The organism is Ruegeria sp. AB7, assembly GCF_056542625.1.
On record NZ_JBQGAC010000002.1, the window covers coordinates 413,673 to 432,717 of the forward strand.

The window sequence follows — 19,045 nt, forward strand, 5'->3', positions numbered from 1 at the left end:
TGCCCAAATTGGGCACCCGCGAGGGGCGTTTTACTGTAGGAAGCCCTGTTCGATTGCCGCGGCGCGATAGGCGGCCTCGACATCGGCCAGCGCCTGTTCAGCGCTTTCCTTGCCCTGCATGAAATCGGCAAGTTCATTGCCGAGTGCACTGTGCATCAAACCCATGTAGGGCAGCATCGGATAAGGAGTCGTGCCCATTTTGGCAGCGTCAAATACACCCTGCGCGTCGTCTGCAGGTTCGTACCCTTCGATCAACCAGACTGCCAGCGGCGTGGTTTCATCGTTCAACATTTCGGGGCGGACGCCATGCGTCATCGCGACAAAAGTCGCCTCAGCCTCTTCATCTGAGATGTTCTTGCCGACGGTCCATCCATCCCACCAAAGGGTCGAGGCCGGAGTCGTGCCGCCACCCACGGTCAGCGGCGCTGCAATGGCATGGCCATCGATTACTTCCTGCAAGACACCTTCGGTTGTGGTCTGCTGTGACGCCCGTGACCCCCACATATTCATGATCGCCACATTGCCCGCGCGGTATTCCGCGTTGGTGGCATTGGAATCATGGGTCAGAAAGTCGGGGTTCATATACTCGGACAAAGCCTTCATCATGTTCAGCGCTTTGACACCGGCCTCGGTATTGACGTTGGGCTCTGCGCTGCCGGGCTTGAAATGAGTACCTCCATAGCCAAGGAACATGTTGTTGAATTCCTGCGCCAGATTCCATCCCGCAGCATAAGCACCGCCAACCGGGTTTTGCATTATGCCCTGCGCGCGAATAGCTTCGGCCGCTTCGAGCAGTTCTTCATACGTGGTCGGCACTTCGACGCCTGCCTGTTCCAGAACGTCCTTGCGGTACATCAGGTGCTGAGCGTTGGCCATGAAGGCGATGGCCATGATGTCATCGCCGATCTTGATCAACTGTCCCGGCTGCAGGTTCTGACCATGTTTTTCGACCAGGTCATTGAGCGGTCGGATAACGTCTTCATTCATCAACGCCACAATCGAGCTGTTGGCGATGATGGCTGAGGTGTATTCCGACGGATTGCCCGACAGACCGGCCACGTTGATGGTTTGGTGTTCGGATGTCAGGTTGGATTCAACAGATGCGCCCGTGCATTCCTTTGCAGCAGCGGCCACAGCCTGAATGGCGGCAAATTCGTTGCCGACGATGTTGACCCGATCCGTGATCTCGCAGGCATAACCCGCGCTCGCAGCAAAGGCGGTCAGTGACCCGGCCAATGCGATTTTCTTTAGAAACATTTTGATTCCTCCCTAGGTGATTGGGTGCATCTTCGAAGCCTGCACCCGAGATTGTCCCGTCATTGCGGGATTGGTTTTCGTCTCTCAGATCTCAAGGCGCGCGCCGGTTTGCGCATCGAACAGGTGACAGTGATCGGTATGGATATGAATCGACACCTGATCGTCGATTTCAGCACGATAGGTTTTGTCGGCCTTGACCGAGACCAGCGCTCCGCCGATCCGAACCGAGACCATGGTGCTGTCGCCCAGCAATTCCTGCGTATAGATGGGCGCGTTAATCTCGCCCCCGCTTTCTACGACATTGGCGTCCTCGGCGCGGAAACCCAAAGTTATTGGGCCATCCGGAGCATTCAGACCATGCACTTCGGTATTCTGCGCGCGGAACACACCGCCCTGAACATCGCCATCAACCAGGTTCATCGCCGGGTTGCCGATAAAGCTGGCGACAAACGTGTTCGCAGGCTCGTCGTAGATCGCCGTCGGAGAGCCAACCTGTTGGACAACACCCTGCTTCATGATCACCACGCGATCGGCCAGTGTCATCGCCTCGATCTGGTCATGTGTCACATAAATCGTAGTCACGGCTAGTTCATGGCTGAGGTTCTTGATCTGCGCGCGTGTCGAAACACGCAGTTTTGCGTCAAGGTTGGACAACGGCTCATCCATCAGGAACACGTTGGGCTCGCGTACAATCGCACGCGCCAGAGCCACCCGTTGACGTTGCCCACCTGACAGCTCTGCCGGCTTACGATGCAGAAAGTCGTCCAACTCTACCATCGCCGACGCACGGCGCACTTTTTCGTCATGGGTGGAAGCGTCGATGCCACGTACCCTCAGCGGGAAACGAATGTTCTCGTAGACGTTCATGTTCGGATACAATGCGTAAGACTGGAACACCATCGCGACGTCGCGGTCTTTTGGCTCCATATCGTTGACGCGGGTACCGTCGATCAGAATATCACCCTCGCTTGCGTCTTCCAAACCTGCGATCATGCGCATCGTCGTGGTCTTGCCACAACCCGACGGGCCGAGAAGCACCAGAAATTCCTTGTCGGATATTGTCAGGTCGAAATTGTCCACTCCAACAAACGAACCCCAACGTTTTCCAACATTGCGCAGTTGAATCTCGGCCATACTGTCCTCCCAGTTGCACCTGAGTGCATACGTTTGCAAAAGCATAGACATCCAAAGGAACATCTGGCAAGTATTTTTTGCAAGCGAATGCAAAAGCGCCCGCAATCTTGCTAAAGACTGACGCTTCCCTCCGGGCAAAGCATTGAAAGTAAAAGATATGTCTTACGAAGCTGAGAAAGAAATTGTCCTGAACTTCTACAAAGCTCTGAGCGATGCAGCGGAATCAGCCCACTCTGATGTGATCGCTGAGTATTGCGCCGAGGACCTCCTGTGGCGCGGCTTTCACCCGTTCAACGAGCTGCGTGGCGCTAGCAACGTGGCGCAAAAATTCTGGCAGCCGCTGAATCACAGCCTAACTAACTTGCAGCGTCGGATGGACGTGTTCATGGCTGGTCAAAATGAAATCGACGGGTTCAATTCAGTCTGGGTTGTTTCGATGGGCCATCTCATGGGGCTGTTCGACAAGGACTGGCTGGGCATTGCGCCAACCGGAAAAATGGCCTTGCTGCGCTATTGCGAGTTCAACAGGATTGAGCACGGTAAGATTGTCGAAACCGCGATGTATTTCGACATCCCGCATTTCATGATTCAGGCCGGGTTGCAGCCCTTCCCGCCGCAGACCGCCGCACAACTTGTCCAGCCCGGGCCCATGACCCATGACGGCCTGATGTTCACGCCTCAACCCGCCGAAGACGGCCAAAAGACATTGGCCGCTATCAACGCGATGATCTCCGATCTTGGGCGGTGGGACAGCGGGCTCAGCCTTGAAGATGAGTTGCGCCGCACATGGTGCGAAGACATGATCTGGTGGGGGCCATCCGGTATCGGTGCGACCTACACAATCGAACGTTACGCCAAACAACACGCTGGCCCGTTCCGTGCTGGGTTTGCCGACCGGTCAAAAACCAACCATATCTGCCGCATGGCCGAGGGCCACTATGGCGGCTTTTTTGGCTGGCCGAACTTTACCGCCCGACCAACCGGCGGGTTCATGGGGATGCCTGCCACTGACAAAGCCGGTGAGTTCCGGGTGATAGACATTTATCGTCGCAAAGGTGATAAACTGGCCGAGAACTGGATTTTCATCGATCTGCTTCATTTCTGGAAGCAACAGGGTGTCGATATTCTGGACCGCATGGCGCGAGTGGGCCTTTAGATCATGGCCAGACCCGTCATGTTGGTCGGAATACGGTAAACGGACGTGCAGGCAGTGATGTACAGCATGCTGAACCCGGCCCCACCAAAGCAGAAGTTGGTAGATTTCTGCGGCGTCAGAATGACACCAAGGCAGTGCGCTTGGGCATCAAACAGATGTACACCGCCGGGACCATTGCACAAAATCTGGCCGTCGCGGGTGCACTTCATACCGTCCGGTACCCCTTCCCCATCGCCAACAACATCGGCCCAGACCACCCCACCGGTCAGTGAGCCATCAGCGGCGACATCAAAGATGCGGATATGGCCACCCCAACTGTCATTGACAAACAGCCTTGTTTCGTCAGCTGACAAACACAACCCGTTGGGTTGCTGAAAATCATCCGCGACAAGGTGTAACGTGCCGTCGGGATCCAGCCGGAACACGCCTTGCACCGGCAGTTCCTGCTCTCTCAGAATGCCAAGATCCTCTCGGATACGACCAAAACTGGGATCAGTGAACCAAATCCGACCGTGCGAGTCGCAGATAACATCGTTGGGGCTGTTGAGTTCTTTACCATCAAAATGCGTGGCGATCGAAGTAACCCGCTTGCCGCCGTGATCATGGCGTACCAAATGCGAACTGGCGTGCTCGCAAGAGATCACTGCCCCGCTTTTGTCGAAGCAATTTCCGTTCGCTTGGTTGGATGGGGTGCGAAAAACGCGAACTCCTTCACCCTCGCTCCACTTGTATTGATGGCTCTCCTGAATGTCCGAGAATACTAGCCAATGCTCTTCGGGGTGCCATATTGGCCCTTCGGTAAACCCCAGACCGCTAGCGATTTCTTCCAGTTGAGCGTCAGAGTGCACCAGATCTGTGAAGCCTTTGGAACGGATATCGAATACCATGAGAACACCTTTTCAGAGTTGCGCCTGCCAACACTAACGGCAAGTCCCGACAAGAACAGCGTTTCGGGTGAAAACGCAATAACGACTATTCGATAGTCTGGCCCTGCCAACTTCAATGCTCTACGCTATAGCCGATGTTTCCAAACCGCTTGGCTGCCAATTGCCATGTGCCGCCCAAACAAAACCGTCAGGACTTTCCCATGAATTTCAAACAACGCATGCTTTCTGGCGAGCCTCTCGTCGGAACGTTTCTCAAGACACCAGCCCATGAACTGGTCGAGATAATTGCCAAGTCAAAACTGGACTTCTTGTGCCTGGATGCGGAACACGCACCCTTTGACCGGGGTCGGTTGGATGTTTGCCTCGCCGTCGCCCGGGCTCTGGGGTTGCCGACGTTGGTGCGGGTGCCGACTGGGTCTGCGGACGAAATTCTCAAGGCGCTCGACAGTGGCGCGACAGGTATTGTTGTGCCGCATGTCGACAGCGCCGAAAAGGCCCGTCGCATTGCGCGCGAGGGCCGTTTTGGCCATGGTGGTCGCGGCTATGCCGGATCAACCCGGTGGGCAGGGTTTGCGACCCGATCCATGGCTGACGTCCTCAAGCAAAGCGAAGATGAGACGATTATCATTGCCCAAATCGAAGAACCAGAAGGCGTCGCAGAAGTCGATGATATCGCCGGGACCGAGGGCATCGACGGGATTTTTGTAGGACCTGCGGATCTTGCGGTATGTTACGGCGTGACCGATCAGTCCGACCCACAGGTTCTTGATGCAATGCGACGCTCGGGCGATGCAGCCAAAGCACATGACAAGACGCTGATGACCTTTGCAGCCAGCGCAGAAGCCGGACTCAAGCTGCGCGACTATGGGGTGACCATGATCTTCGTCGCTTCGGAACACGCCTTCATGCTTCGCGCTGCAAACGCGGAAGCAGAGAACTTCCATGGCACCACAGGGACGTGAAACGCACTGGGCCTTTTAGTGGAAAGGGCCTTGGGGTCGAAATATCCGCGGGCTGGAAAATGCTGCGACGACAGTACTTTCTTTGCTAGAAATGCGATGCGCGATCACGGGTTATTCGCTTCGCTGATTAGCCGTGTCCTGTCGGTTTTTCTCCAGTCTGCCGTACCCGCCTTGATCAGGCAAAAATCGCTAAACGGGTTAGGTTTAACAGTAACAGTCGAGATCGGAAACTGCACGGCGTTGGCCCGAGATCAGTTCGTCTAGCAGTTCACCAGTCACCGTCGCTTATCCTAAACCGCACACGGTAATCCCCATAGATGTCCAGAGACCAGAGGTAAGAGTTTGCAAACGCGGCAGACCATCTGCCGCATCCGTAATGTAGCCGTTCCAGCACTATTTGATCGGCGATTCCGCCAGTAGCAGGAAAAACTCGACCACCTTGCGCCGAACTGGTTCTTAGGGTTTATGATCGTCTGTTTGACGCAGAGGTTCGCGGCGGCCGGATAGGAAACGCTCGTCCGCCTCAACCCGGAAACTGTTGACCAGTTTTTCGAGATCCTCCGCAGATTTGCCACCAGCGCAACGCCATTAAGAAAAGGCGGTCGACGAATTCACTAAAGAAGAGACCAACGCCCGGCTTCATTGATTAAGATCGCACTGCATGCCTCACGGCATCGATAACGGAACTTTGAAATGCGTGATCTTTTCAGGCTGGCTGGCGGGCAGATCGCACGTCTAAGTCCTTCTTGCCGAACTCGCTTGGAAAGCCCCGGGTCGACGATAGGTGTGTATTTAACGGAATAGTTTTCTTCAATCACAATGGCTTGCGCTGGTGTGGCGCTCCTGTCGCTTATGGCCCGTGCAGGACCCTCAACAGCCGACGGAAGCGCCGTTACAAACGGCAAAACCGCAACGAGATCATGTCCGACAGACTCAAGAGTTGGAGACGCGTGGCGACGCGCTTTGACCGATGTCCAAAGGTCTTGCTCGCAGCCGGCGCTCGCGGAAACCGTCATCTATTAGTATGGTATCATGAAGCTAATAAGGCTTGGGTATCGACTGCTTATGTAGGGTTAATCTGTAAAAATTCGCGTAGAAGAAGACTTCGAAATTTGATGGGAATTCGAAGTACATCACACACCAAGACAGCTGCGCGTATCATAGAATTGAAGGAAAGTGATTGCGCCAGCCTGTTTCGAACGGATTGGGATTCTCCCCTTCGATTGGAATTCGCTTTCGACCGCTCATTTCAAGATCGGGGACAGTAACTGGTAGCATTTGTGTGGGGATACTTAGGCTTGGAAAACAAATCCTCGCCGCCGGAATTCTCGGCCAGCCTAAACCTACACATTCTAAGCGAATATCGGTTCCTCACAGTCGGCTAGACGCAGGCATCGCCGCTCCTGTGTCCTATGTGTCAGCGGTTTGGGATTCCTTGAAGGAGAACAAGAAAGCGCCACGGATGTTCAAACCCAACCGAAGCTTTCAGGAATGAAATTAAGCAACTGAGATAGAGTAATTTCACGCAACGGGTCGTGAGCCAAATGATCTGTGGAACGCCCCGTTTCAGACGAAACGGGGCGTTAAGATATCAATAGGTGCGCTTGATGTCGCTGTAGGCACCGCGCAGCTTCACGGTGATCGTGATGTCCTGCTTATCACGGTTGCGCCAGAACCAGCCGTGATTGCCGGTGAATGCGGCAACCAATGTTCCCTTTGCACCGGTTTTGCCACGGCCTTTCTCATAGCTGATGGATTCGTCAGCGTTGTCACCATGGAGTTCAAAATTTGCTCGACCGCCTTCGGCAACCCAGTCAAATTCGGTCACAGCACCTTCATCCATGACCAGCTTCCACTCGATTCCTTCTCCAGGGGTCAGAGTGAACGAGAATTCATCCGCCCAGGGCTCGGCACTTTGCTGCGCATAGGCGGCGCCCACAAAGGCGCCAAAGATATCCTTAAACAAGCTGGATTGATCTTCTGGTGCCTGCGGCGCGTCCCGAGCGGCCTCTTCGGCCAGATCGGTCTTGATCTCTCCCATCTCGGTCAGACCAAGAACACTGCCGATCCGAGTGGGATCAATGCCATATTCTGCGGGCAGAACCACGGTCACCAGCAAAACCACAGCGGCCACGGCCGCAATGATAGTGGACTTGATCAACTGGGCCGAGCTAGGCAGTTCTTCGGGGCTTGGTTTTTCAGAATTGTACATGTGTATCTCCGTTTATTCAGGCTGAGACGAACAGGCCGGTCAGCTGATATCCCATCAGCACGAAACCAGCCGCCATCATCGCGACGTTGACGCCATAGGCGTGTTTCCAGAAGAATTTGGATTTGCGCCAAAACCCCATGAAGATCAGGATCAGGGCAAGGGCTATGAACTGGCCGATTTCGACGCCGACATTGAAGGCCAGCAAGTTGGGCAACAGCCCGTCTTCGGGCATATCATAGTCCAAAATCTTGGCTGCGAGACCAAGGCCGTGGAAAAAGCCGAAGATCAGCGTCGCCCATTTGGTATTGGGCTGATAGCCGAACCAACGCTGATACGCTCCCAGATTGTCCAGCGCCTTGTAGACGACAGACAAGCCGATGATGGCATCAATAATGTAAGCATTAACGTTCCAGCCGTAGTAGACGCCAAGCAGCATGGTCGTGGAATGGCCTAGGGCAAAGATGCTGACATAGGTGGCGACATGTTTGGCCCGGTACAGGAAAAACACGACCCCGAACAGAAACAGGATATGGTCATATCCCGTCACCATGTGCTTGGCACCCAGATAGGCGAAGGGGATCAGTTTTACACCCCAGATCTGTTGAATATAGCCGGCATCACCAGCCGTGACGTTATGGGCTGCGGCATAAGACGCGCTGTAGGCGAGCGCCGCAAAGACAAGGGCTGCCAGCGTCAGGGATTGGCGCATAGCCTCCCCTAACCGGCCCCTTTGGACGGTTTGCATGAGATATTTCTCCGCTATGTTGTGTGATTGATCGTCAAACCCCGCAAAAGCGGGTTCGGTCACACGCGCGGAGGTCGGTCAAGCCTATATATGGGGTCAGGTTTGTCCAGAAACGGTTCCAGCGCATCAGGCAACCTAAATCTGTCGACCGATTCCGCCTCGGCAACCAAGAACAGGATCGCCGAGCTGTGATCATGATCGACTGCATCGTGACTATGGCCATGCAGCGCCCAGTAATTGTCCAGTGCTTCGCCATGGGAATGGCCGTGATCACCCATTATCTGGCTGCGTTCTGACACGCTAAGCAAATAGTTGGCAGAGTGTGTGAAAGACGGGGCCACTGACCAGGCGAATACGCACAGAACCATGAACGCTATAAACGCGTGTCTGATCCAATCAGCCAGTTGTCTGCCCGACACAATCTGCATCACTGTTCCTGCCCGCGACGGTTTTCCGTCCGTTTTTCTTCATGCGCTATCGTACTCACTTAGCGTCAATAATCGTTATCTCGCAACCCTGGATATCATTGTCAGCGGGAAGTCTCCGATCTGCCGAAAAGGCCTAAAGATCTCCTTCTCGACAGATCAGGACTTCAATTTGCGTGTTCTCGCGGCGCAGCCGAACCAGGAAAATAGCACGCAACTGCGTGTTCATTGTGTTGACCTGTGAGAATTGGCCCTTTTTGCCGGCATATGTCTTGCGCCCGCTGACAGCGCGTCTGGAAACGGCATCCGGGTGGCGGGTCCATTGGGCTGGGCGGGTCACCGTGCAGTACGATGCGCTGCCTGGTTGCCTCAATACGCGGGTCGGGAGACGGGACAGCAGACAAAAGCGCTTGGGTATAAGGATGTTGTGCATCGTTAAACAGGTTCTCGGTTGAACCTTTCTCCATCACGCGACCCAGATACATCACTATCACGTCGCTACACATTTCCCGCACCACCGCCAGGTCGTGCGAGATCATCAGTACCGTCAGGCCAAGTTCCTGCTGCAGGGTTACGAACAGCTTCACGATCTGCGCCTGAGTCGAGACATCCAGCGCCGAAAGCGGTTCGTCACAGATCAGAATTTCGGGCTCTAGCATCAGGGCGCGAGCAATCGCGACACGCTGCCGTTGCCCGCCGGACAGAGACCGTGGCAGACGCTCACCCGCCGTTTCGGGCAGCCCCACCAGATGCATCAGTCGGGCGATGCGCCGTTGACGATCCTTGCGACCGAACCTGTGGATCGAGAGGGGTTCCTCAAGCGATGATAAACCGTCTGGCGACGGCTGAGCGCACCCAGCGGGTTCTAGAACACGAACTGCATCTGTTTTGCCAGCGCCTTGCGGTCGCGCATCCCGTCGGCCAGATCCTGCCCCAGAAAGCGCACCGAACCCGATTTGGCCGGTTGCAGCCCGACCATGGCTCGCGCCAATGTGGTCTTGCCGCAGCCGGATTCGCCAACGATGGCGCGAAAAGCACCGCGCGCGACGGTCAGATCTACGCCATCCACCGCACGCACCATCCGGTCGGGGCCGCTGCCGGGGAATGAACCTTCAAGTCGTGAACCTCGATTGCGTTTTGCGTCTCCATCTCAGGCCCTTTCCAGTTCCGCCTGCGCCGCGTGGCAGGCTGTGACATGAGTGCCGTCCAAGGCACCGGGATGAGCGCCGGGCGTTGGGTGGCGCAGACCGGGAGCATGCGCGAACAGCGCGTATCGAACGGGCAACCAGTGCGCAGCCGCGACTGATCACGGGGCGATCCGGGGATGCCCTCGGGTACTTCGTTGCTGTTGGCCCGCAGATCGGGGACCGAGGCCAGCAACCCCTGCGTATAGGGGTGCACCGGTGCGGTTAGCACCTACGCAACCGTGCTGCTTTCCACCACCCGACCCGCATAGAGCACCGCCACGCGGTCGGCGACCGAAGCGACCACGCCGATATTATGGGTGATCAGCACCACCGCGATATCTTCCTGTTGCTGGATATCCTTGATCAGTTCCAGAATCTGCGCCTGCACGGTGGCGTCCAGTGCCGTTTTCGGCTCATCCGCGATCAGCACGCGCGGATTGCCCGCCAGCGCCCGGTCGGAGCGGTTCAGCAGCGATCGCCCGCCGCACACAGCACTGCCGCGAATATCGACTGATACGCCTTCGGGCAGAAGGCCCAACGGGCCCAACGTCATCACCGTTTTGCCCGATCCGCTTTCGCCGACAATTGCCAGAATCTCACCCGGCATCACCGACAGCGAGGCGGTATCGACCGCCCGGACCGAGACTTGCTCAGTATAAAGATCGATCACAAGATCCTCGATTTGAAAAACGGGTTGGGTCATGCTTTGACCTCCTTGGCCTGAATCTCGGCCTCGTCGCCGAGGCGTTCCCGTTTTAGCTTACGCAAACGGCGCGGGTTCAGCGCGCGCGGCACTTTTTGCAACGCGAAATGTTCACCCAGCAGGTTGAAGCTGACCACCACCATGGTCAGGGCAAGACCGGGCGCGATGACGAGGCGGGGATATTCCTCAAGATAGCTCATGCCGTCGACCAACATCTGGCCTCATTCCGGTGTGGGGGGTTCGACCCCCAAACCCAGAAAGGACGGCGTGGTAATCGCCAGCACCAGCGCGCCTGAATCCGCTGAGGCATAGACCACCACCAGCGCCAGCACATACGGCAGGATATGGCGCGAGAATATGCGTACATGGCCCGCACCCATGATCCGCGCGGCCCCGATATACGGCTGATGCAGTTCTGATGCGACGACGGAGCGGCTCATGCGGGTATAGTTGGCCCACCATGCCATGGTCAGCGCCGCGATCATAGACCAGTAGCCGGGGCCGAAGATGCCGATGAAAGCCAGCGCCACGATCAGGCTGGGCAGCGACAGTACGATGTCGATGGCGCTGATCAGCACAAGCTCGACCTTGCCGCCGACATAGCCTGCTAAAGACCCGATCACCACGCCAATCAACAACGCCGAGGCCAGCACCATCGAAATGGCAAACAGAGACACACGCGCGCCATTGATCAGACGGCTGAGCATATCGCGGCCCAGATAGTCGGTGCCAAGCCAATGGGCGGCACTAGGACCCTGCAGGATGGCGCCTTAGTTCTGCGCAGTTGGATCACAAGGGCTGATCCACGGAGCGAGAATGGCGATCAAGGTGAACAGGGCCACAGGGGTGATCACCAGCCACGGCAATTTTTTCAGGATATGCATTCTTCTGCCTCCGGATGCGGGGGTCGATCAGCATGCACAGCAGGTCGACAAACAGGTTAACGAACACAATGAACACGATGAAGGTCAGCAGGATCGCCTGCATCGAGACGAAATCGCGGAACCGGATCGCCTCGATGAAAAACGCGCCGACGCCTTCGAGCGCAAAGACCGTCTCGACCACGATCGACCCGATGATCATCAGTATGAACTGCGCGCCGAATGTGGTCAGGTAAGGCACAGCTATATTGGGCAGCGCCTCGCGCAGCAGCACGCCTGACCGGCCATATCCCTTGGCAAAGCCAGTGGTGGCGAAAGGGCGAGCCATCACCTCTTGCAAGCCGACGCGCACCACACGGCTGAGCACCGCGTCGGGAAACAGCGCAATGGTCAGGCACGGCATGATCCGGCTGGCCACGCCTGCGCCGCCAAATGCTGGCAGCCAGCCCAGCGTGACGGAAAACAGAATCACCAGCAGGGCCGCGACAAAGAAATTGGGGGGCGAGGCCGCCAGCAGCGAAAACGCCCGTAGCAGCCTGTCGATCCAGCCACCATTGCTGATTGCGCCCGCAAAGCCGACCAGCAGCGATAGGAAAAAGACGATCACACCACCCCAGATCAGCAGGGTGGCGGTTATGGGCAGGCGTTCGGCGAACTCCTGCCCGATGGGTTTGCCGAACCGCAGTGAGATGCCCAGATAACCGGTCAGTGCATCGCCCAGCCACCGGACATAGCGGACGGGCAGAGGGTCGTTCAGACCCAGCTCATCCTCGATCTGTGCAACCAGTTCCGCCGAAGCCGAAGGGCCGGCGACACGCTCGGCCATCAGGGCGGCTACATTGCCGGGGGCGGCGGCAATGGTGGCGAATGTCAGCGCCGACGCGGCCAGGATCATCCCAATTGCCAACGCCGTACGCCGTGTGAACAGCTTCAGCATCTCGTGCGTCTCCTATCGACCGATCAGTTCAACGACAGGCCCTTGCCGGGGATGTCGTAATCGGTGGCAGGCAGTGCGAAATCCTGCACACGCGCCGAATGCGCCCACAACCGTTGCGGCACGACAAGAGGTGCCACGGCAGTGTTGTTGTACAACCAGTCGTGGATCGCCTGCATCGCCGCCGCAAGTTCGCCACCGCTGGTTTCCAGCCCAGCCAGAACCAGCGGGTCCAGATCCGGGCGGGCATAGAACTTGCCGTCCGGGCCACTGTCGACGTTGGACAGGAACAGGTTGCCCAGCGTGCCATGCGGATCATAGGGCCCACCGAAGGTGGCCATGAAAGCCAGGTCATATTCAAAGGTCGGGCGGCGTTCGTGGATGGTGGCGTTGTCCACTGACGACACGGTCACCTTGATCCCGCTTTCCGAAATCATACCCTGCACCATTTCGGCCAGACGGCGCGAACCGGGCAGCGCCTCTTCGAACACCATCAGTTCCAATTCCAGCGTATCGCCATCTTTGGTCCAGCCGCCGCCGGATTGCTCCCACCCTGCCTCGGCCAGCAGCGCCTTGGCGCCTTCGACGTCGCGGGTCGGCACCTCATTTTGCGAGCCGCTTTCCGGGATCACACCGGGGAAGACGTTGTTGATCGGATCGGCGAACCCTTCATACAGCACCGCCACGATGGCGTTGCGGTCGATGGAATGCGAGATCGCCTTGCGCATCCGCGCGTCCTGCTGTTTGGACGATTTCGGCGAGAAGGTCAGCGACACGCCGGTCGTGCCCTGCTCGGCCAGGACGGTGGCGCCCCCTGCTTTTTCCATCGCCCGCGCCCGGCGCGGCGACAGTGGAGACACCCAGTCGCCACCGATCACGTCCAGATCGCCCGAACGCAACCCGTTCGAGCGCGACAGCTCATCCGGCACAACTTTCAGTTCGACCGCTTCGAACGCAGGCGCATCACCCCAGTAGTGCGGGCTCGGCACAAGCTTGGTGCCTGCGTTATCATTCTCGATCACCATCCAGGGGCCGGTGCCTACGGGCGCAGTCTGATTTCCACCTGCATCCGCTGCATTGGGCGACAGGAAACGTACCGGACGCACGATGGTCAGTTCCAGCAGTGCCACCGGTACGGGGCGCTCCAGACGGATTATCAGCTCGTGCGAACCGTCGGTTTCAATCGATTCCATCGCGTTAGACACGCGGAACCAGCTGAAATCGTCCTTTCCCATCCAGCGTTCCAGGTTCCATTTCGCCACTTCAGCGTTGAAATCGGTGCCATCGCTGAACTTGACCCCATCGCGCAACTTGAAAGTGAAGGTCTTGCCGCCGTCGGACTCGCTCCATTCGGTGGCTAAGCCGGGTTGCAATTCGCCGTTGGGGCCGTAATGCACCAGCGCATCGAACACGAGGCTATAGGTGCTAAGCGCCGAGACGTTGGTCAGCAGGTCCAAATCGCCTGCCTCCTAGACGATGTCGATTTTCAGTACCTTATGGCCATCGGCAAATGTCACTTGGGCAAAAGTGTCAGCGAGGCAGCGCTTGCGGCGCTCAACAGCGCGGCGCGGCGGGTAAGAATTGGCATTTCGATTCTCCAAAACTGTTGGGTCAGAAAGTCCGACGTCGATACTCAGAGCTTCTGATGTGACTTTTGATTGCGCATTAGAATGCCTGGGTGGGCGGACACGTCGCTATCAGTCTGAAGAAGATTTCAGCCCGTGCGATACGTGAACTTCATGCGTGCGATCACCCAAGTCTTGGAGGATGGAAAATGTCCGTTGACAGCTCAAACACCTGCGAACACCGTGACGACATAAGGCAGATCGATCGATAACCCCGCTCAGCCGCCGTCGCCAACTAAAATGCGACAAAAGATACTTCATGTACATGCGTCGTGCTGTGGTTAGCAGTGAGTTTTACCGGAGCACTGTCGTCGTCCGAGGATTTGTTACTTTGATTGTGCGACACATGTCGTGAAGCGAATTGAGCACCCAGCCCAGAAGCCACAGGAGCCGATTTGGCTGACGCTTCTGCCTGATGGGTGACTGCCCGATCTTTATGAACATGAGAACCAGCTACAAGTGAGGCTGTCAGACAATCAAGAAGCAGTCCAAAATACACTGTGCGGGCCCAGTATAGACAGCCCGTAAAGTGAAGCGGGGTGGTGCTTCTATACGTTGTAGCTCTGCAACCAACTTCGCTCCCATCCATGGGTGGTTTAGACAAAAGGCGTTTAACTTTGGCACTGAATGCCTAGTGAAGACGGATAAACACGTCCAATACCATCTTTTATAAACATGCAATATATCTTTATATCTACACATTTTTTAAGGGCTTTTCGAATAGCAGCACCTCATAGGCGATCAGAGGCTCGCACCGAGCGCGTCAGCTGGCGATGCAAACTGTCGACGATGATCACATGTTTGTGCGGCCCCGCACCTTTCAGGTGAGGGTGGTCGGGCGGCAAATCTGGATGCTCATGCTTTACAGGTAGATCTGCGTCTATTGGCCAGATACGCCATGCCGTAATCAAGCCGAGGCACGCCAGAACCGCCAGCACGAGCATCGTAACCAGGGTTCCGAATTCAGTGATCAACCAGCCGGAAACCGGGTAAAAGACCAACCAGCAGGCGTGTGACAATGCAAACTGCGCTGCAAACACGGAAGGCCGATCTTCAGGATGGGCGGACCGCGTCAGAACACGCCCCCCAGGAGTGAGCATTGCTGAGTATCCCGCGCCGATCGCAAACCAGCCAACCATGATGGTCGACATTGATATAGGAATGGCTACGACGCTGAGGGCCAATAGCGCCAATGCAAGTATATTCAGTATTGCACCGGATAGCATGACCGCGCGCTCGCTGTGGTGATCCAGCAAGCTCGGGATAGTCATCGCCATCATCATTGACCCTGCCCCGAAAGCGGCAAGAACCAAAGCGGCGGCACTTTCTGACAATCCCAAATCACTGCGGACAATGACAACTGTGTTGACAATGACCATGGCGCCCGTAGCCGAGATGACCCAATTTACCGCCAGCAATCCTCGCAATCGGGACGACCTGAGATATAACCGCATTCCGCGTGTTGTCCGATCGTAGATACCTCTCGGTTTGGAAGGTTTCGGCGATGGCAGTAATACGGATGCAACCAGAACGGCTGATGCAAGGAAGCCCAAGACGGTGCCCCAGAACAGATTATCATAGCTCATGACCGTTAGCAGTGCGGCGGCCAAAATCGGGCTCAACAAGCTCTCCATATCCACGGCCAATCGCGAAAGAGAAAGTGCTTTGGTGTATTCTTTCTCATCCGGCAAGACATCAGGAATGGTTGCCTGAAAGGTCGGTGTGAACCCGGCGGATGCCGATTGGAGGATGAAGATCAGCACATAAATCTGCCATACCTCGGAAACAAAGGGCAACGCCAAGCCAACTGCCGCTCTGACCAGATCTAACGCGACCAACATTGCGCGCCGGTCCAGACGTTCCGAGAATGCGGCAGCTAAAGGCGCCACTGTGACATATGCGACCATCTTGATCGTGAGCGCAGTTCCCAGCACCAACGCAGCAGAATCTTCGGCAAGCTGAAAGGCGAGCAAGCCGAGAGCCACTGTTGCCAAACCAGTGCCCGACAACGCTACGATTTGGGCGAAGAACAGATGGCGATATGTTCGATTTTTCAGAACTGAAAGCATCGGATCAAAGATATTTGCTAATACTCTTCAATTCTTCCGCGGCTTGCCTGGAATCATCACTGCCCGTCAGACAGTGATCGATATGGTCGTGAATAAGCGCTCGTTTTGCGTTCGTAACTGCTTTTTCAACCGCGTGTAGTTGCTGCGCGACGTCTGTGCAGGCACTCTGCTGTTCTAACATCTTGATGACTTTCGCAAGATGGCCTTCGGCCCGCTTAAGCCGCGCGATAATCGTTGGGTGTGAGGTGTGCTTGTGATTCATATCGCAACCACATATCCCTACCAGGGGGATAGGACAATAGGAAATCCTGCCGCGTCAATATGGGTTCGAAATTTGACTCGATTATACTTGAGATCTGTTTCAATGGCGCACTGGCATCAACGCTAGCTGACCAGCTCAGTCGCGCTCACAATGAAATTCCGCGTGTATTAACGGCAACTGCTACTCAGCTGCGCTCTTTAGTGAAGCCATAAGGTTGCGAAACTTTTCACCCTGTACTGCGACATGGTCACGCAGCGCATTCGCTGTTTCTTCCGGTACGCCTTTTTTCAGGGCTCTGACAATTTCTTCGTGTTCGGCCATGGACTGAGCCATACGACCACGGAACCGAAGCTGCTGTCGACGGAATGGTTTGAGCCTTCTGTGCAGCTTGGAAGTTTCTTGCTCTAAGAATGCATTGCCGGACTGTTGATAGATGATTCGATGGAACCGCTCGTTTTCCAGATAGTACGCATCGGGATTGCCCGCATCCACGGCCAGTTGGCATTTGCTGTTAGCTTCGGTCAGTTCAAGCAAAGCTTCATCGGAAATGCGCAACGCCGCAAGTCGACCGCAAACGGCTTCAAGCTCGGCCATGACCTCGAACATCTCCATCAGTTCCACCGGGCCGGGCTGTCGGACAAAAGCGCCCCGCCGCGCTATCAGATCGACCAACCCCGACAAGGCAAGTCTCTGGAATGCTTCCCTAAGTGGCGTTCGTGAGACCCCGAACTGCTCAGCCAGTTTGACCTCATCTAGACGGTCACCGTCCGAAAATGTCCCGTCAAAAATCAGCTCTTCCAAATCCTGAGCGATGGTATCTGCAAGTCGTTGGTCCATGGGTTTCTGTTTTACTTGTGATTAGGCGAGAACTCAAGAAATCATATCTTGTATACAAAAACCTTGACTAAAAAAACATTACTGCCCTATGCTTCTATTCATCCCCGGCTCATCCGGGACTGAAAACGGGAGGAAAAAATGAAATCAGTGTTCAAAACGGCCGTCGCTGCGTTGGCGCTTGCATCCGCAGGTACATTGGTGTCAGCGGAGGAACTGCGCCTGTCACATCAGTGGTCGAACAAGGACATTCGCCATCAAGTAGCACAGATTGTTGCAGACGAGGTTGCGGCGGCGGACGTTGATCTGGAAATCAAGATTTTCGGCTCGAAATCGCTGTTCAAGCCGCGCGAGCAGTACAAGCCGCTCAGCCGCGGTCAATTGGATATGACCATACTGCCGCTGTCCTACGCCGGCGGTCAGCAGCCTGCCTATAATCTGACGCTGATGCCGGGATTGGTGAAAAACCACGATCACGCTGCCCGTCTGGCCGACTCGCCCTTCATGGAGGCGTTGGAAGAGAAAATGGCTCAGGACGACGTGATGGTGCTGGTGCATGGCTATCTGGCCGGTGGCTTCGCCGGTAAAGACAAGTGCATCACGAACCCTGAGGATGTCGCAGGCCTGCAGACTCGCGCGGCAGGTAAATCCTTTGAGCAGATGCTGGCCGGCGCTGATGCCTCGATCGCATCAATGGCGTCGTCGGAAATCTATAACGCCATGCAAACCGGCGTTTTGCAGGCGGCCAACACGTCGTCCTCGTCCTTTGTCAGCTACCGCATCTACGAGCAGGTTGCCTGCTATACCCCTGCGGGCGATGTGGCGCTGTGGTTCATGTATCAGCCGCTGCTGATGAACAAATCCACCTTCGACGGACTGAACCAAGATCAGCAAGCCGCATTGCTGGCTGCATCGGAAAAGGCACAGGCCTTCTATTTGGAAGAGGCCAAGAAACAGGACGCCAACTCGGCGAAAGTTTTTGCCGACGCCGGTGTTGAGATTGCGGAGATGAGCGCCGAAGACTTCGAAGCATGGCGTACGCTGGCAATGGAAACATCTTACAAGGCCTTCGTAGAAGAGGTTCCTGATGGGCAGGACCTGCTGGACAAGGCTCTGGCAGTCGAATGACCCCATCTTGCCGGGCGGCCTGCCGCCGCTCGGCATCCGATCTTGGTTCTGATCTTCTCTGATCTTCAGACTTAATTGCATCTCAATCACAGGAGGCGCAAATGGCCGGTCATAGCTCTGCCGTTGCTTCCCACACAGGGAACAATCCCTTCCTTCGCTTTGTCGCTGCGCTTTCAACTCTGGCTGGATGGTGTTCCGCAGGCATGATCGTCGCTGCTGTCGCCATCACCTGCCAGATGATCATCGTGCGCTTCGTGCTGAATCAATCGACCATTTGGCAAACCGAAGCGGTCATTTATCTGGTCATCGCCGCAACCCTGGTCGGTCTGCCTTATGTGCAGCGCCTGCGCGGTCACGTGAATGTTGACCTGATCCCGATTTCGCTCGCACCTCGAGCCCGCTTTTACATGGCGATCCTGACTTCGGTTCTGTCCATCGCCATCGTCTCAGTCATGCTGTTCTACGGCTACGAGTATTGGCACTTCGCATGGGAGCGCGGATGGAAATCCGACACCGTTTGGGGCGTTCGCCTGTGGATCCCCTACCTCGCCATCCCAGTTGGCTTTGGTCTGCTGTTGTTGCAACTGATCGCCGATCTCGTCGCCGTCCTGCTTGGCATCGATAAACCATTTGGTCTGGAGTAA

The 19,045-nt window shown here is 56.1% G+C and carries 21 protein-coding genes and 1 pseudogene; 5 read left to right on the plus strand and 17 right to left on the minus strand.

What is annotated here, in order from left to right; all coding sequences use genetic code 11:
- Positions 1–30: 30 nt before the first annotated feature.
- A complete protein-coding gene (locus tag ACR0EN_RS07865) occupies positions 31–1,257 on the minus strand; it encodes an extracellular solute-binding protein (protein WP_170394097.1) in 1,227 nt (408 codons plus the stop codon).
- Positions 1,258–1,341: 84 nt separating this feature from the next.
- A complete protein-coding gene (locus ACR0EN_RS07870; protein ID WP_170394099.1) occupies positions 1,342–2,391 on the minus strand; it encodes an ABC transporter ATP-binding protein in 1,050 nt (349 codons plus the stop codon).
- A gap of 157 nt (positions 2,392–2,548) precedes the next feature.
- On the opposite strand from ACR0EN_RS07870, the gene ACR0EN_RS07875 reads away from it, so the two are divergent.
- The gene (locus ACR0EN_RS07875; RefSeq protein ID WP_170818462.1) at positions 2,549–3,547 is read left to right on the plus strand and encodes an ester cyclase; all 999 of its coding nucleotides are present in this window, start codon (positions 2,549–2,551) and stop codon (positions 3,545–3,547) included.
- Here ACR0EN_RS07875 and ACR0EN_RS07880 read toward each other — a convergent pair.
- Positions 3,544–4,434 carry an SMP-30/gluconolactonase/LRE family protein gene (locus ACR0EN_RS07880; RefSeq protein ID WP_170394101.1) on the minus strand — a complete coding sequence of 297 codons (891 nt, stop codon included), beginning with the start codon at positions 4,432–4,434 and terminating at the stop codon, positions 3,544–3,546. The genes ACR0EN_RS07875 and ACR0EN_RS07880 overlap by 4 nt on opposite strands.
- Positions 4,435–4,634: 200 nt before the next feature.
- On the opposite strand from ACR0EN_RS07880, the gene ACR0EN_RS07885 reads away from it, so the two are divergent.
- The gene (locus tag ACR0EN_RS07885) at positions 4,635–5,396 is read left to right on the plus strand and encodes an aldolase/citrate lyase family protein (RefSeq protein ID WP_170818281.1); all 762 of its coding nucleotides are present in this window, start codon (positions 4,635–4,637) and stop codon (positions 5,394–5,396) included.
- Positions 5,397–6,280: 884 nt separating this feature from the next.
- Positions 6,281–6,419: pseudogene (locus ACR0EN_RS07890) on the plus strand (IS5/IS1182 family transposase); the annotation flags it as partial.
- Positions 6,420–6,987: 568 nt separating this feature from the next.
- On the opposite strand, the gene ACR0EN_RS07895 reads toward ACR0EN_RS07890, so the two are convergent.
- The 14 genes from ACR0EN_RS07895 to ACR0EN_RS07960 form a co-directional block, all read right to left on the minus strand.
- Positions 6,988–7,608 (minus strand): transmembrane anchor protein, encoded by a 621-nt coding sequence (locus ACR0EN_RS07895; RefSeq protein WP_170818280.1) that lies wholly within the window; start codon positions 7,606–7,608, stop codon positions 6,988–6,990.
- Between the two features lie 16 nt (positions 7,609–7,624).
- Positions 7,625–8,353, minus strand: a complete 729-nt coding sequence (locus ACR0EN_RS07900; protein ID WP_170818279.1) for a HupE/UreJ family protein — start codon at positions 8,351–8,353, stop codon at positions 7,625–7,627.
- Between the two features lie 59 nt (positions 8,354–8,412).
- On the minus strand, positions 8,413–8,781 hold the full coding sequence (locus ACR0EN_RS07905) for a hypothetical protein (RefSeq protein WP_170611916.1): 369 nt from the start codon (positions 8,779–8,781) through the stop codon (positions 8,413–8,415).
- 164 nt (positions 8,782–8,945) lie between these two features.
- Positions 8,946–9,533 (minus strand): oligopeptide/dipeptide ABC transporter ATP-binding protein, encoded by a 588-nt coding sequence (locus ACR0EN_RS07910; RefSeq protein WP_480586054.1) that lies wholly within the window; start codon positions 9,531–9,533, stop codon positions 8,946–8,948.
- A 110-nt stretch (positions 9,534–9,643) separates the two neighbouring features.
- Positions 9,644–9,847 carry an ATP-binding cassette domain-containing protein gene (locus tag ACR0EN_RS07915; protein WP_480586057.1) on the minus strand — a complete coding sequence of 68 codons (204 nt, stop codon included), beginning with the start codon at positions 9,845–9,847 and terminating at the stop codon, positions 9,644–9,646.
- A complete protein-coding gene (locus tag ACR0EN_RS07920; RefSeq protein ID WP_480586060.1) occupies positions 9,835–10,194 on the minus strand; it encodes an oligopeptide/dipeptide ABC transporter ATP-binding protein in 360 nt (119 codons plus the stop codon). The genes ACR0EN_RS07915 and ACR0EN_RS07920 overlap by 13 nt, the downstream gene beginning before the upstream one ends.
- Positions 10,195–10,668: an ABC transporter ATP-binding protein gene (locus ACR0EN_RS07925; protein WP_480586063.1), complete on the minus strand. Its 474-nt coding sequence runs from the start codon at positions 10,666–10,668 to the stop codon at positions 10,195–10,197.
- Positions 10,665–10,883 carry a hypothetical protein gene (locus tag ACR0EN_RS07930; protein WP_480586066.1) on the minus strand — a complete coding sequence of 73 codons (219 nt, stop codon included), beginning with the start codon at positions 10,881–10,883 and terminating at the stop codon, positions 10,665–10,667. The genes ACR0EN_RS07925 and ACR0EN_RS07930 overlap by 4 nt, the downstream gene beginning before the upstream one ends.
- Before the next feature lie 6 nt (positions 10,884–10,889).
- Complete coding sequence (locus ACR0EN_RS07935) at positions 10,890–11,375, minus strand: ABC transporter permease (RefSeq protein ID WP_480586069.1); 486 nt, start codon at positions 11,373–11,375, stop codon at positions 10,890–10,892.
- 82 nt (positions 11,376–11,457) lie between these two features.
- The gene (locus ACR0EN_RS07940) at positions 11,458–12,486 is read right to left on the minus strand and encodes an ABC transporter permease (RefSeq protein ID WP_170818277.1); all 1,029 of its coding nucleotides are present in this window, start codon (positions 12,484–12,486) and stop codon (positions 11,458–11,460) included.
- 23 nt (positions 12,487–12,509) lie between these two features.
- Positions 12,510–13,940 (minus strand): ABC transporter substrate-binding protein, encoded by a 1,431-nt coding sequence (locus ACR0EN_RS07945; protein WP_480586072.1) that lies wholly within the window; start codon positions 13,938–13,940, stop codon positions 12,510–12,512.
- 899 nt (positions 13,941–14,839) lie between these two features.
- Positions 14,840–16,177, minus strand: a complete 1,338-nt coding sequence (locus ACR0EN_RS07950; RefSeq protein WP_170663620.1) for an MFS transporter — start codon at positions 16,175–16,177, stop codon at positions 14,840–14,842.
- A 4-nt stretch (positions 16,178–16,181) separates the two neighbouring features.
- On the minus strand, positions 16,182–16,439 hold the full coding sequence (locus tag ACR0EN_RS07955; RefSeq protein ID WP_170663619.1) for a metal-sensing transcriptional repressor: 258 nt from the start codon (positions 16,437–16,439) through the stop codon (positions 16,182–16,184).
- Positions 16,440–16,619: 180 nt separating this feature from the next.
- Positions 16,620–17,276, minus strand: a complete 657-nt coding sequence (locus ACR0EN_RS07960) for a GntR family transcriptional regulator (RefSeq protein WP_170423179.1) — start codon at positions 17,274–17,276, stop codon at positions 16,620–16,622.
- Positions 17,277–17,414: 138 nt separating this feature from the next.
- Between ACR0EN_RS07960 and dctP the strand changes: the two genes are divergently transcribed.
- Both dctP and ACR0EN_RS07970 read left to right on the plus strand, forming a co-directional pair.
- Positions 17,415–18,401: a TRAP transporter substrate-binding protein DctP gene (dctP, locus tag ACR0EN_RS07965; RefSeq protein WP_170423177.1), complete on the plus strand. Its 987-nt coding sequence runs from the start codon at positions 17,415–17,417 to the stop codon at positions 18,399–18,401.
- 101 nt (positions 18,402–18,502) lie between these two features.
- Positions 18,503–19,045 carry a TRAP transporter small permease gene (locus tag ACR0EN_RS07970; RefSeq protein ID WP_170423175.1) on the plus strand — a complete coding sequence of 181 codons (543 nt, stop codon included), beginning with the start codon at positions 18,503–18,505 and terminating at the stop codon, positions 19,043–19,045.

What these genes read in the sequence shown, in the direction of transcription:
- ACR0EN_RS07865 (WP_170394097.1), bottom strand. Translation starts at nt 1,257, where the DNA reads ATGTTTCTAAAGAAAATCGCATTGGCCGGGTCACTGACCGCCTTTGCT.
- ACR0EN_RS07870 (WP_170394099.1), bottom strand. Translation starts at nt 2,391, where the DNA reads ATGGCCGAGATTCAACTGCGCAATGTTGGAAAACGTTGGGGTTCGTTT.
- ACR0EN_RS07875 (WP_170818462.1), top strand. Translation starts at nt 2,549, where the DNA reads ATGTCTTACGAAGCTGAGAAAGAAATTGTCCTGAACTTCTACAAAGCT.
- ACR0EN_RS07880 (WP_170394101.1), bottom strand. Translation starts at nt 4,434, where the DNA reads ATGGTATTCGATATCCGTTCCAAAGGCTTCACAGATCTGGTGCACTCT.
- ACR0EN_RS07885 (WP_170818281.1), top strand. Translation starts at nt 4,635, where the DNA reads ATGAATTTCAAACAACGCATGCTTTCTGGCGAGCCTCTCGTCGGAACG.
- ACR0EN_RS07895 (WP_170818280.1), bottom strand. Translation starts at nt 7,608, where the DNA reads ATGTACAATTCTGAAAAACCAAGCCCCGAAGAACTGCCTAGCTCGGCC.
- ACR0EN_RS07900 (WP_170818279.1), bottom strand. Translation starts at nt 8,353, where the DNA reads ATGCAAACCGTCCAAAGGGGCCGGTTAGGGGAGGCTATGCGCCAATCC.
- ACR0EN_RS07905 (WP_170611916.1), bottom strand. Translation starts at nt 8,781, where the DNA reads ATGCAGATTGTGTCGGGCAGACAACTGGCTGATTGGATCAGACACGCG.
- ACR0EN_RS07910 (WP_480586054.1), bottom strand. Translation starts at nt 9,533, where the DNA reads ATGCATCTGGTGGGGCTGCCCGAAACGGCGGGTGAGCGTCTGCCACGG.
- ACR0EN_RS07925 (WP_480586063.1), bottom strand. Translation starts at nt 10,668, where the DNA reads ATGACCCAACCCGTTTTTCAAATCGAGGATCTTGTGATCGATCTTTAT.
- ACR0EN_RS07930 (WP_480586066.1), bottom strand. Translation starts at nt 10,883, where the DNA reads ATGTTGGTCGACGGCATGAGCTATCTTGAGGAATATCCCCGCCTCGTC.
- ACR0EN_RS07935 (WP_480586069.1), bottom strand. Translation starts at nt 11,375, where the DNA reads ATGCTCAGCCGTCTGATCAATGGCGCGCGTGTGTCTCTGTTTGCCATT.
- ACR0EN_RS07940 (WP_170818277.1), bottom strand. Translation starts at nt 12,486, where the DNA reads ATGCTGAAGCTGTTCACACGGCGTACGGCGTTGGCAATTGGGATGATC.
- ACR0EN_RS07950 (WP_170663620.1), bottom strand. Translation starts at nt 16,177, where the DNA reads ATGCTTTCAGTTCTGAAAAATCGAACATATCGCCATCTGTTCTTCGCC.
- ACR0EN_RS07955 (WP_170663619.1), bottom strand. Translation starts at nt 16,439, where the DNA reads ATGAATCACAAGCACACCTCACACCCAACGATTATCGCGCGGCTTAAG.
- ACR0EN_RS07960 (WP_170423179.1), bottom strand. Translation starts at nt 17,276, where the DNA reads ATGGACCAACGACTTGCAGATACCATCGCTCAGGATTTGGAAGAGCTG.
- dctP (WP_170423177.1), top strand. Translation starts at nt 17,415, where the DNA reads ATGAAATCAGTGTTCAAAACGGCCGTCGCTGCGTTGGCGCTTGCATCC.
- ACR0EN_RS07970 (WP_170423175.1), top strand. Translation starts at nt 18,503, where the DNA reads ATGGCCGGTCATAGCTCTGCCGTTGCTTCCCACACAGGGAACAATCCC.